10 protein-coding genes, 1 tRNA gene and 1 pseudogene are annotated in these 11,908 nt (G+C 69.0%); 2 read left to right on the top strand and 10 right to left on the bottom strand.

Going from position 1 to position 11,908, the window contains the following annotated elements; all coding sequences use genetic code 11:
• Positions 1-109 precede the first annotated feature (109 nt).
• A complete protein-coding gene (locus SSP24_RS43585) occupies positions 110-238 on the bottom strand; it encodes a DLW-39 family protein (protein ID WP_003999697.1) in 129 nt (42 codons plus the stop codon).
• A gap of 370 nt (positions 239-608) precedes the next feature.
• On the opposite strand from SSP24_RS43585, the gene SSP24_RS29055 reads away from it, so the two are divergent.
• Positions 609-974: a DUF6344 domain-containing protein gene (locus tag SSP24_RS29055; RefSeq protein ID WP_141312721.1), complete on the top strand. Its 366-nt coding sequence runs from the start codon at positions 609-611 to the stop codon at positions 972-974.
• A gap of 378 nt (positions 975-1,352) precedes the next feature.
• On the opposite strand, the gene SSP24_RS44975 is transcribed toward SSP24_RS29055, so the two are convergent.
• Together SSP24_RS44975 and SSP24_RS29065 are read right to left on the bottom strand one after the other, a co-directional pair.
• The gene (locus tag SSP24_RS44975; protein ID WP_268255082.1) at positions 1,353-1,481 is read right to left on the bottom strand and encodes a hypothetical protein; all 129 of its coding nucleotides are present in this window, start codon (positions 1,479-1,481) and stop codon (positions 1,353-1,355) included.
• Between the two features lie 130 nt (positions 1,482-1,611).
• A complete protein-coding gene (locus SSP24_RS29065; RefSeq protein ID WP_141312724.1) occupies positions 1,612-2,595 on the bottom strand; it encodes an ankyrin repeat domain-containing protein in 984 nt (327 codons plus the stop codon).
• 229 nt (positions 2,596-2,824) lie between these two features.
• On the opposite strand from SSP24_RS29065, the gene SSP24_RS29070 reads away from it, so the two are divergent.
• The gene (locus SSP24_RS29070; RefSeq protein ID WP_141312725.1) at positions 2,825-3,700 is read left to right on the top strand and encodes a hypothetical protein; all 876 of its coding nucleotides are present in this window, start codon (positions 2,825-2,827) and stop codon (positions 3,698-3,700) included.
• A gap of 95 nt (positions 3,701-3,795) precedes the next feature.
• Here SSP24_RS29070 and SSP24_RS29075 read toward each other — a convergent pair.
• From SSP24_RS29075 to SSP24_RS29105, 7 genes and pseudogenes are all read right to left on the bottom strand, one after another.
• Positions 3,796-3,872: transfer RNA gene (locus SSP24_RS29075), tRNA-Ile, on the bottom strand.
• A 102-nt stretch (positions 3,873-3,974) separates the two neighbouring features.
• Positions 3,975-4,787 carry a DUF3566 domain-containing protein gene (locus SSP24_RS29080; protein WP_141312727.1) on the bottom strand — a complete coding sequence of 271 codons (813 nt, stop codon included), beginning with the start codon at positions 4,785-4,787 and terminating at the stop codon, positions 3,975-3,977.
• A gap of 18 nt (positions 4,788-4,805) precedes the next feature.
• Entirely contained in the window at positions 4,806-7,397 is a 2,592-nt protein-coding gene (gyrA, locus tag SSP24_RS29085) for a DNA gyrase subunit A (RefSeq protein ID WP_141312729.1), read from the bottom strand.
• A 42-nt stretch (positions 7,398-7,439) separates the two neighbouring features.
• The gene (gyrB, locus tag SSP24_RS29090; protein ID WP_189986265.1) at positions 7,440-9,500 is read right to left on the bottom strand and encodes a DNA topoisomerase (ATP-hydrolyzing) subunit B; all 2,061 of its coding nucleotides are present in this window, start codon (positions 9,498-9,500) and stop codon (positions 7,440-7,442) included.
• Between the two features lie 443 nt (positions 9,501-9,943).
• Entirely contained in the window at positions 9,944-10,477 is a 534-nt protein-coding gene (locus SSP24_RS29095) for a DciA family protein (protein WP_141312732.1), read from the bottom strand.
• Positions 10,474-11,595, bottom strand: a complete 1,122-nt coding sequence (recF, locus tag SSP24_RS29100) for a DNA replication/repair protein RecF (RefSeq protein ID WP_141312734.1) — start codon at positions 11,593-11,595, stop codon at positions 10,474-10,476. Before recF ends, SSP24_RS29095 begins: the two co-directional genes overlap by 4 nt.
• Before the next feature lie 52 nt (positions 11,596-11,647).
• Positions 11,648-11,908: pseudogene (locus tag SSP24_RS29105) on the bottom strand (6-phosphogluconate dehydrogenase); the annotation flags it as partial.

Below are 11,908 nucleotides of genomic sequence, written 5' to 3' on the forward strand. Positions count from 1 at the left end.
TCCGTGCCCTGGCTCATCCTGCCCCGCGGGCCCCTCGGCCGGCACCCGCATACACGCAAAACCCCGACCGCGACGCGGCCGGGGTCTGTTCAGATTCGGTTGTCGGTACTCACGAACCCGTGGGCACGGAGTCAGTCGCCTCCGTCCACAGATCCTGCTCGGCGCGATCCGCCTGGATCTGGCGGTACACGAGGAGCCCGCCGATGGCGGCCAGTGCGACCAGGAGAAGCTTCTTCACCGCGCGACCTCGTCTTTCCTTGACGTAGGGGACCTCTGCCGCCCGACTATACACACCGACCGATATCGATCGGTGACCTGCGCGCTGCCCCAACTCCCCACCGGCATCCCGCACTAGAAGCGGCACCGGCAGCGAACCCACAGCGGACGGCACCACTCCGATCCGAGGGTGATCACACCCCTACGGAGGGTGAGATTTGCCAGCCTTCGCCACTCTCCTCCCTCCTTCCGAGGTTTTCGGACTTCTTGCGTCCATCCGGGTGGTGTTCATCTGAAGATCGCCGCGCCATGGGCGTTGGTCCACCACTTCGCGAGCCCCATACACATCATGAGGAAAGTACGCAAATCGCCCAACCCGAAAGTGAGGGGCCATGGCCCGGAACAAGGTCATGAACCTGTGGAACGTCATCGTCACCGCCTTCCTCGCATTGCTCACGGCGCTCGGATTCATCGCCACGTCTGCCTCCGCGGCGGTACCTCAGACCGAGCCGGCCCGCAACAGCACCAGCCCGCGCCTCACGGTGCCGACGATGTCCCCCTGGGCCTGGGCTCACGCCCGGACCCTGCCCCCCACGATGAAACAGCGCATCCGAGCCGAGGCGCACGGAAAGTCCCCGAGCTGCCGGCACCACCCGCTCGCCGAGACCAGCCAGACCGCTGCTGCGCGAACCGACGACTGCGACACGGAGCCGCCCGTCACCGCCGCCGGCCATGTATCACTGCCTCTCCAGCGCTGAATCCCAGCCTTGCGTCTCCTCCCTTTACCTCTCTTCGTCCCTTTACCTCTCTTCGTCCCTCTTCATCCCTGTCGTCACGGCGGACTTGCGTACAACGCCCTCACCTTGAGACCCGGCCACTCCCACAGTGGCCGGGTCTCCGCGTTCCCCGGCCACGGCCACCGTCGCAGGGGCCGGACGGTCGCCCCGGTTCTCTTGTCGCCACGGCGCACATCTCCCACAGTTCCAGCAGGCCACGAACGCGGCCACCAGCTCCGTCCCGGCAGCGCATCCGACGCGAGGGCGTTGGCCAGAGGGCTGCCCGCCAGCGCATCGCCCCGCTGTTCGAGCTCCCGGTACGTGAATCCCCCCGAGGCACCGCAGGGCCGCAGACGTCCGCTACCGTGCCCCGTCCCTGGCCGCCCGCAGCGCCCGTACGTCCCGGACGAGGACCCATACCGCCACCAGCACCAGCCCGACCCCCGCTGCGGCCCAGAGCACCGACCCACCCGCCCGGTACTCCTGCACGCCTCCAACGGCGAGCAACAAGGCAGGCAGGAGCCCCAAGGCCGAAACCCACACACTGATACGTCTACTCAAACGGCTGTCGTCGCGATGTCTGCGCATGCGGCCATCATCACGTGCGTACTGCCACGCCTCAGTGGTGGCCCCAGTAGTCCCGCCGAGGCAGCTCCACCCACGCGGCGACCGGCCCGACGACCGCCCGCGCGTCCGTAAGCCGCAGTCCCGCGTACGCACACGAATACGCCACCGCGTTGGAGCGGTAGAGGTAGGACGCCAGCACCTCCTCCGGCGGGTCCTCCGGGTTCGGCCCACCGCCCGGGTGGAGATCCCAGCCCTCTATGACCCCGTCGCGGGCGATGCTGCCCTGGTTGCCGCTCTTGGGGTTGGCGTACAGGCCGTAGCAGAGGGTCCCGGCGGAGAGCAGCTTCAGCACGCCGGGCATCTGCGGCGCGTACCCCCACGGCTGGGTGACCACGCAGCCGCCCGGCACGGTGGTCACGCCGATGACCTGCAGACTCTCGTCCATGTCGTAGGAGTAGGGGTCCTCCAGCAGCGTGTCCACCTTCGCCCCGTCGACCGGCGTCGCCTCCAGGCGGCGTATCGCCTCCTCGGCGTCGATCCCGGCCACGCAGGCCAGACCCGTGCCGTCGTAGTAGAAGTTCCCCAGCGCCGCGATGAGCCGTCTGCCTTCCTCGGCCGCCGCACGCTCCGTCTCTGTCAGGCCTGGCCCCTCTTCGGGCACGTCGAACAGGTCCGGCGTCGGCCCCGCCAGACTGAGCCGCCCCGGCGACCATCCGCCCATGAACACCCGCCAGGGATCGGCACCGGCGGCGGCCAGCGCGCGGGCATTGTCCGCTCGCCCGGCCAGGACGGCCGCCCACAACGCGCTCACCCCCTCCTCCAACGCGTCCACGTCCGCGACGCGCCGGGCCAGCTCCGCGACGACCTCCGGTGAACCGAACACCGCCGCTTTGTGCAGCGGACGCCCTCCGCCCCACTTTTCGGGATCGGCGCCCTGGTCAAGACGCCGCCGGATGGCGTCATAGTCCCGCCAGTCCTCCCAGCGGACCCTGGCCCACCCCTCACCGACCCGCCCGTCACTCCGACCTGTCACCATGCCCCCTCCAGCACTGACCGTGACGGCTCGCACCGCCTCGTAACCACACCATCGCAGACGCCACTGACAATGCCCCGCTCGCGGCGACGGGCAGGACGGGCGGAGGGCGGCTCGTCGCGATCGAGCGCCATTCCAGGCCATCTCTGATCGAGGGCGCCGTTCCAGGCCATCTCTGAGAAAATCGGAACCCCGCCCCATACGACGCCCCGCTGCGCGGAGAGGCACCCCCGTGGACTTCGACGCTGTCGCCGACGAGCTGTACAGGCTGCGGCCGGAGCACTTCACCACCGCCCGCGACACACACGCGGCGGCAGCTCGCAAGGCCGGCGACCGCGCCCTCGCCGAGAAGATCGGCAAGCTGCGCCGCCCGAGCCTGTCGGCGTGGGCGAGCAACCTCCTGGTCCGCGAACAGCCCGACCAGGTCGAACCACTGCTGAGGCTCGGAGAGGGCCTGCGCCAGGCACACCACGACCTGGACGGCGCTCAACTGCGCGAACTCATCCGTCAGCAACGCGTCCTGATCAGCGCCCTGTCGCGGCAGGCCGGACAACTCGCCGCACAGGCGGGTCGCCCGATCACCCCGGAGGCCCAGCGGGAGGTCGAGAGCACCCTGCAGGCCGTACTCGCCGACCCCGACGCGGCGGAGCACTGGGCAGCGGGGCGGCTGGTCAAGCCGCTCGACGCCGCGGTGGGCTTCCCCGCGATCGCACAGGATGCCGTACGACGCGCTCCTGCCGTATCCGCGGCGCCACCTCCGGCTGCCCGCCGTGAGAGCGCGGCGGACGAGACCCGGCGCGAGCGCCTGGCGAAGGCGCGGGAGGAAGCCGAGAGCGCCGAGAGCGAACTGCGCGCCGCTGAGGAGGAGGCGACGGCGGCCGCCCACGACGCGGAAGGCGCCAAGAAGCAGGCGGACCAGCTGCGACAGCGCGTCGGCAGCCTGGCCGAGGAGCTGGAACGGGCCGAGGAGGAGCACCGCCAGGCCGTCGCCGCCGAACGCCAGGCCCGGGAGCGCGCCCGCTTCGTCGACCGCCGCGTGACCGAGGCCCGCCGCCGGGCGAAAGCGGCGGCCGCCCGCGTGAAACGCCTGACCACAGGAAGCCGCTAGCCCTTGATGTCATCCGTGGATGTCAGGGCCCCAGCGACGCGAAGTCCCCTACGATGCAAAGACCCCCAGCCCTATTGGACTGGGGGTCTTTTCGCTGGTGGGGCTAACAGGATTTGAACCTGTGGCCTCATCCTTATCAGGGATGCGCTCTAACCAACTGAGCTATAGCCCCGCCGCGCTCTGCGGTGCGTGTCCCGCGCGCTGACTCCTGAAGATTAGCGCACGACTGGGGCAGTCCCAAAATCGATAGTCGCTGGATGTTTAAAGGACCCCGTCACTCGTCCTCGGCCAGCGTCAGCTCCACCCCGCCGACGAAGCCCGCGGAGAGGTTGTAGATGAACGCGCCGAGCGTCGCCAGCGCCGTCGCCAGGACGACGTCGATGACCGCGATGATCGCCGTGAACATCAGGACGTTGGGCAGCGACAGGAACGCCTGCAGGTCGAAGCCGTTCGACTCGTTCGAACCGGTCGCCTCGGAGATGGTGCCGCCGACCGTGGAGAAGACGCCCATCGCGTCCATGACCATCCACAGCACCGCCGACGCCACGATCGTGCAGATGCCGAGCGCGATGGAGAGCAGGAAGCTGACCTTCATCACCGACCACGGGTCGGCCTTGGCCACCCGCAGCCGCGCCTTGCGCACCCGCGGCGTGGTGCGCGCCCCGGTGCGCGGCCGGCGTACCGCGCCGCCGGAGGCGGGCGCAGCGGGCGTCTGGTAGGCCTGCGGCGGGTGGTACGGCCCGGAGGGCTGCTGCTCGGGCTGTCGCTCACCGGGCAGCGGGGAAGCCGTCTGCTGCGCCCCCGCCGGCTGCGGCTGGGCGCCCGGAGCGGCCGAGCCCGCTCCAGCCGCGTACTGCTGGGCCTGCGGGCCTCGGGTGTCCGTCACAGTTCCCCCCTGGGATCCATGAGTGTCAGGCGACTTGGAGGACGTCTTGGCGTCCTTCGCGGGTGACTTGATGGCCCGCAGCTGGGTGGTGTGCGGGTCCGGCGCAGGCGCGGCGGAGCCACGGCCGCCGCCGTCCGTCTCCGTGCCGGTCGAAGTACCGGCCGGGGTACCGGTCGATCCGGCGCCCGTGGCTCCGCTCACGCTGACTCACTCCTCGTGCTACTCGGCCGAGGGCGCCTCACCCTCGTCCGTGCCGGTCGTGACGGCACCCTCGGCGGTCTCGTCGGCGGCCAGATCGCCGTCGACCTCCTCCGCCTCGCGTCCCGCCTCGGCGTTTCGAGCGATACCGACCACGGCATCGCGCTTGCCCAGATTGATCAGTTGGACGCCCATGGTGTCACGGCCCGTCTCCCTGACCTCGTTGACTCGCGTACGAATCACACCGCCGGACAGCGTGATGGCGAGGATCTCGTCGGTCTCCTCGACCACCAGCGCGCCGACGAGCGAACCACGGTCCTCGACGATCTTGGCGGCCTTGATGCCGAGGCCGCCGCGACCCTGGACGCGGTACTCGTCGACGGCGGTCCGCTTCGCGTACCCGCCGTCGGTGGCAGTGAACACGAACGTACCGGGTCGAACAACATTCATCGAGAGCAGTTGGTCTCCCTCGCGGAAACTCATGCCCTTCACGCCTGATGTCGCACGTCCCATTGGGCGAAGGGACTCGTCCGTCGCGGTGAACCTGATCGACTGTGCCTTCTTACTGATCAGCAGAAGATCGTCGTCCGGCGATACGAGTTCGGCTCCGATCAGTTCGTCGTCGGAACCGTCCTCCCGCTCCCGCAGGTTGATCGCGATGACACCGCCCGACCGCGGGGAGTCGTAATCCTTCAGCGAGGTCTTCTTCACCAGGCCGCCCTTGGTGGCCAGGACCAGGTACGGCGCCGCCTCGTAGTCGCGGATCGCGAGGATCTCGGCGATCGCCTCGTCCGGCTGGAAGGCCAGCAGGTTCGCCACGTGCTGCCCGCGCGCGTCGCGGCCGGCGTCGGGAAGCTCGTACGCCTTCGCCCGGTAGACACGGCCCTTGTTGGTGAAGAACAGCAGCCAGTGGTGCGTGGTCGACACGAAGAAGTGGTCGACGATGTCGTCTTCCTTCAGCTTCGTACCGCGTACGCCCTTGCCGCCGCGCTTCTGCGCCCGGTAGTCGTCCGTCTTGGTGCGCTTGACGTAACCGCCGCGGGTGACGGTGACGACGATGTCCTCCTCGGCGATGAGGTCCTCGATGGACATGTCACCGTCGTAGGGGATCAGCTGGGTCTTGCGGTCGTCGCCGTACTTCTCGACGAGCGCGGCGAGTTCCTCGCTGACGATGCCGCGCTGGCGGACCGGCGAGGCCAGGATCTCGTTGTACTCGGTGATCTTCGCCTGGAGCTCGTCGTGCTCCTGGACGATCTTCTGGCGCTCCAGGGCGGCCAGGCGCCGCAGCTGCATCTCGAGGATCGCGTTGGCCTGAATCTCGTCGATCTCCAGCAGCTCCATCAGGCCCGTACGCGCGATCTCGACCGTGTCGCTGGCCCGGATCAGCGCGATGACCTCGTCGATGGCGTCCAGCGCCTTCAGCAGGCCGCGCAGGATGTGCGCCCGCTCCTCGGCCTTGCGCAGCCGGAAGCGCGTACGGCGGACGATGACCTCGATCTGGTGCGTCACCCAGTGCCGGATGAACGCGTCGAGCGACAACGTCCTGGGCACACCGTCCACCAGCGCCAGCATGTTGGCGCCGAAGTTCGTCTGCAGATCGGTGTGCTTGTAGAGGTTGTTCAGTACGACCTTGGCGACCGCGTCCCTCTTCAGCACGATGACCAGACGCTGACCGGTGCGGGAGCTGGTCTCGTCCCGGACGTCCGCGATGCCGCCGATCTTGCCGTCCTTCACCAGGTCGGCGATCTTCTGCGCGAGGTTGTCCGGGTTCACCTGGTACGGCAGCTCGGTGACCACCAGGCACTGGCGGCCCTGGATCTCCTCGACCTCGACCACCGCGCGCATGGTGATCGAACCGCGGCCGGTGCGGTACGCCTCCTCGATGCCCTTGCGGCCCACCGCCAGGGCGCCGGTCGGGAAGTCGGGGCCCTTGATGCGCTCGATGAGCGCGTCCAGCAGCTCCTCGTGGCTGGCCTCGGGGTGCTCCAGGTACCACTGGGCGCCGGCCGCGACCTCGCGCAGATTGTGCGGCGGGATGTTGGTCGCCATGCCGACCGCGATCCCGGCCGAGCCGTTGATCAGCAGGTTCGGGAAGCGGGCGGGCAGGACGGTCGGCTCCTGGGAGCGGCCGTCGTAGTTGTCCGTGAAGTCGACGGTCTCCTCGTCGATGTCCCGGACCATCTCCATCGACAGCGGCGCCATCTTGCACTCGGTGTACCGCATGGCCGCCGCCGGGTCGTTGCCCGGGGAGCCGAAGTTGCCGTTGGAGTCGACGAGCGGCATGCGCATCGCCCAGGGCTGGGCGAGGCGGACCAGGGCGTCGTAGATGGAGCTGTCGCCGTGGGGGTGGTAGTTACCCATGACGTCGCCCACGACACGCGCGCACTTGTAGAAGCCGCGCTCGGGGCGGTAGCCGCCGTCGTACATCGCGTACAGGACGCGGCGGTGGACGGGCTTGAGGCCGTCCCGGACGTCCGGCAGCGCGCGGGAGACGATGACGGACATCGCGTAGTCGAGGTACGAGCGCTGCATCTCCGTCTCGAGCCCGACGGGCTCGACGCGGAGGGTCTGGCCCTCGTCCTCAGGCGTGACAGGAGTGTTCTCGTCGGCCATAGCTGGTGAAGATCCTTCCTGGTGCGGTCAGCCGAGACCGACTCAGATGTCGAGGAAGCGGACGTCCTTGGCGTTGCGCTGGATGAACTGGCGGCGGGCCTCGACGTCCTCGCCCATCAGGACCGAGAACAGCTCGTCGGCCTGCGCGGCGTCGTCGAGGGTGACCTGGCCGAGGACGCGGTGCTCCTGGTCCATCGTGGTGATGCGCAGCTCCTCGGCGTTCATCTCACCGAGACCCTTGAAGCGCTGGATCGAGTCCTCCTTGATCCGCTTGCCGCGCTGACGGCCCATCTCGATCAGCGCGTCACGCTCGCGGTCGGAGTACGCGTAGTCGACGTCCTCCCGGCCCCACTTGATCTTGTACAGCGGGGGACGGGACAGGAACACATGGCCCGCCTCGACCAGCGGCCGCATGAAGCGGAACAGGAAGGTCAGCAGCAGGGTGTTGATGTGCTGGCCGTCGACGTCGGCGTCCGCCATCAGGATGATCTTGTGATAGCGGAGCTTCTCGATGTCGAAGTCCTCGTGCACCCCGGTGCCGAAGGCGGAGATCAGCGCCTGGATCTCCTGGTTCTGGAGGATCTTGTCGATCCGCGCCTTCTCGACGTTGAGGATCTTGCCGCGGATCGGGAGGATCGCCTGGTACTCCGGGTTGCGGCCGGACTTGGCCGAGCCACCGGCGGAGTCACCCTCGACGATGAAGATCTCGCACTTGATGGGGTCGTTCGACTGGCAGTCGGACAGCTTGCCCGGCAGCGACGCGCTCTCCAGCAGGCCCTTGCGGCGGGTCAGGTCGCGCGCCTTGCGGGCCGCCACGCGCGCGGTGGCCGCCTGGATGCCCTTGCGGACGATGTCCGCGGCCTCGTTCGGGTTGCGGTCCAGCCAGTCGTTGAGGTGCTCGTAGACCACCTTCTGCACGAAGGTCTTCGCCTCCGTGTTGCCCAGCTTGGTCTTGGTCTGGCCCTCGAACTGCGGCTCGCTCAGCTTGACCGAGATGATCGCCGTCAGGCCCTCACGGATGTCGTCACCCGTGAGGTTGTCGTCCTTCTCACGCAGCAGCTTCTTGTCGCGCGCGTACTTGTTGATCAGCGACGTCAGCGCGGCGCGGAAGCCCTCCTCGTGCGTACCGCCCTCATGGGTGTGGATGATGTTCGCGAAGGAGTAGACACCCTCGGTGTAGCCGTTGTTCCACTGCATGGCGACCTCGAGGGAGAGGTTCTTCTCCTTGTCCTCCGCCTGCAGGTCGATGACCGAGGGGTGCACCACGTCTCCCTTGCGGGAGTTGAGGTACGTCACGAAGTCGACGATGCCGCCCTCGTAGTGGTACGTGACGGTCTTGGGCTCCTGCTTCTCGTCCGCGCCCGCCTCGTCCGCGCCCGCCGTGGCCTTGGCCGACTCGCGCTCGTCAGTGAGTTTGATCGTCAAACCCTTGTTGAGGAACGCCATCTCCTGGAAGCGCCGCGAGAGCGTCTCGAAGGAGTAGTCGGTGGTCTCGAAGATGTCGCCGTCGGCCCAGAAGGTGACCGACGTGCCGGTCTCCTCGGTGGCCTCGTGCTTGGCGAGCGGGGCCGTCGGGACGCCCATCTTGTAGTCCTGCGTCCAGCGGTGGCCGTCGGTCCTGACCTCGACGGCGACCTTGGAGGACAGGGCGTTCACGACGGAGACGCCGACGCCGTGCAGACCGCCGGAGACCGCATAGCCGCCACCGCCGAACTTGCCGCCCGCGTGCAGCACGGTCAGCACGACCTCGAGGGCCGGCTTGTTCTCGGACGGGACGATGCCGACCGGGATGCCTCGGCCGTTGTCCACGACCCGGACCCCGCCGTCGGCGAGGATCGTGACGTCGATGGTGTCCGCGTGCCCGGCCAGCGCCTCGTCGACGGAGTTGTCGACGACCTCGTACACGAGGTGGTGCAGGCCGCGCTCACCGGTCGAGCCGATGTACATGCCGGGTCGCTTGCGGACCGCGTCCAGACCCTCGAGGACGGTAATGGCGCTGGCGTCGTACGAAGCCGTGACCTCGCCGTTCGAGGCGTTGGCCACGGCGTTCACGCCGGCTTCGGTGGACGGGATGTTCTCGTTGGGGTTGCCGGAATCGGCCACGAAGCGCCCTTTCTGGCACAGCACGAGCCGGGCTCGTCGGCGGGTTGCCGGAGCGGCTGCGGCATGTTGCGTTGGTAAGCCTTGTTCAGCGTTGCTCAGCTTTTCCCGGACGGTCCCCACGATCGGGGCGGGATTGTCTCCCAGTCTACCGGTAGCGCCGACAGTGATGGGGGTTTGCCGGTACCTGAGTCCGCATGTGCCGCCCTGAACCATCCTCGGCCGGGTCCCGATATGCGGATGGGGGCTCCAAGAGGCTCACAGAGGCACTCAGCGCTTCCGGGTGTCAACCCATCGCTACTCCGGGGTCAGGTCAGGATTCGCAACCGCGTGCGGTTGTACGACGATCAGTGCGCGCCTGTGGACAACGGCGACCGTCGGCCGCCGCCAAGGTGACGTGAGTCACCCGTGGCATGTGATGCAGCTCACCCTGCACCTGTCGTGGCTCACCCGTAGGTGTCGCCGGGCCCGGTGCTCCCCGGGGCGCGCAGAGGGCCGTAGCGACGGACGGGGCCGCCAGGGCCGTACACCTTGATCGCCTTGACCGCGCCATGGCCGAGGTCCTCGTTGAGGCGGGCCACCAGCGTGGGGGCGAGCAGCCGCAGGTTGGTGGCCCAGGCGGTGGAGTCGCAGCGCACGACGAGCACCCGCTCGTCCTCGTCGTACTTCTCCGGGACGCAGTGCTTGGCCACGTCGTCGCCGACGATCTCCGGCCAGCGGCCCATCACACCGCCCACCGCGGCCGGAGCCTCCCAGCCGCGCTCGCTGATCAGTCGGTTGATGGCGGCGCCGAGCGCCATGGGGTCGCGGCCGTCGGCGCGCGCGCCGGAGCGCAGACCGCCGCGACGCGCCTGCTTCTTCTGCTGCACCGCGTCCCCACGCGCGCGTGCGGCCTCCTTCGCCGCCCGCAGCGCCACACGCGCGAGGTCGACGCCCGAGGGCTGAGGGGTCTTCTTCGGGCCCGGTTCGTCCGTGGTCATGCGCGCTCGACCGTCCCGTCCGCCACGGTGTACCGCGCCCCCACCAGCACATGCGGTACGTCGTCGTCGACCGCGGCCGTCACCAGCACCTGCTCGCCGGGCGCGACCAGCTCGGCGAGCCGCTCCCGGCGACGGGTGTCCAGCTCGGCGAAGACGTCGTCGAGGATCAGCACGGGCTCGTTGCCCTCGGCGCGCAGCAGGTCGTACGAGGCGAGGCGCAGCGCCAACGCGTAGGACCAGGACTCGCCGTGGGAGGCGTATCCCTTGGCGGGCATCTCACCGAGTTTGAGATGCAAATCGTCCCGATGAGGCCCCACAAGGGTGACGCCTCGCTCGATCTCCTGCTTGCGGGCGTCCGCGAGGGCGGCCATGAGCTGCTCGTAGAGGGCCTCGCGCGTATGGGCGTCGCCCGGGGAGGACGGCTTGTACTCCAGGGCGACCGGACCGCCGCCGGGGGCCAGTTGTTCGTACGCCTTGTCGGCGAGCGGCTGAAGCGCGGCGATCAGTTCGAGACGCTGGGCGAGCAGCTCGGCGCCCGCGCGCGCGAGGTGCTGGTCCCAGACGTCGAGTGTGGACAGGTCCATGGTCCGGCCGCCGTGCCGCCGGGCCAGTGCGGCCGTCTTCAGCAGGGTGTTGCGCTGCTTGAGGACCCGGTCGTAGTCGGAGCGCACACCGGCCATGCGCGGGGAGCGGGCGGTGATCAGCTCGTCGAGGAAGCGGCGCCGCTCGCCAGGGTCGCCCTTGACCAGGGCGAGATCCTCGGGGGCGAACAGCACCGTCCGTACGATGCCGAGCACGTCACGGGGCCTGACCTGCGAGGACCGATTGATGCGGGCGCGGTTGGCCCTGCCCGGGTTCAGCTCCAGCTCGACCAGTTGCTGCCGCTCGCCCTGCCGGACCTGGGCACGGATGATCGCCCGCTCGGCGCCCACCCGGACGAGCGGGGCGTCGGAGGAGACGCGGTGGCTGCCGAGGGTGGCGAGGTAGCCGATGGCCTCGACCAGGTTCGTCTTGCCCTGGCCGTTGGGGCCGACGAAGGCGGTGACGCCCGGGTCGAACGGGACTTCGACCCGGGCGTACGAGCGGAAGTCGGCGAGCGACAGATGCGTGACGTGCATGGTGGTGCGCCGACCTCCCCCAACGTGGTCCTGGGTTTCCCCAGGGTGTGGATTACTTCTTCTCGACCGCGTGGCCGCCGAACTGGTTCCGCAGCGCCGCGATCATCTTCATCTGCGGCGAGTCCTCCTGGCGCGAGGCGAACCGCGCGAAGAGGGAGGCCGTGATCGCGGGCAGCGGCACGGCGTTGTCGATGGCGGCTTCCACAGTCCAGCGGCCCTCGCCGGAGTCCTGTGCATAACCGCGCAGCTTCTCCAGGTGCTCGTCCTCGTCGAGGGCGTTGACCGCGAGGTCCAGCAGCCAGGAGCGGATGAC

Source organism: Streptomyces spinoverrucosus, assembly GCF_006539505.1.
Classification (GTDB): Bacteria; Actinomycetota; Actinomycetes; order Streptomycetales; family Streptomycetaceae; genus Streptomyces; species Streptomyces spinoverrucosus.

Excerpts from the sequence above, each read along its gene's own strand:
- recF (WP_141312734.1), bottom strand. The coding sequence starts at position 11,595 with ATGCACGTCACGCATCTGTCGCTCGCCGACTTCCGCTCGTACGCCCGG.
- SSP24_RS29095 (WP_141312732.1), bottom strand. The coding sequence starts at position 10,477 with ATGACCACGGACGAACCGGGCCCGAAGAAGACCCCTCAGCCCTCGGGC.
- gyrA (WP_141312729.1), bottom strand. The coding sequence starts at position 7,397 with ATGGCCGACGAGAACACTCCTGTCACGCCTGAGGACGAGGGCCAGACC.
- SSP24_RS29065 (WP_141312724.1), bottom strand. The coding sequence starts at position 2,595 with ATGGTGACAGGTCGGAGTGACGGGCGGGTCGGTGAGGGGTGGGCCAGG.
- SSP24_RS29055 (WP_141312721.1), top strand. The coding sequence starts at position 609 with ATGGCCCGGAACAAGGTCATGAACCTGTGGAACGTCATCGTCACCGCC.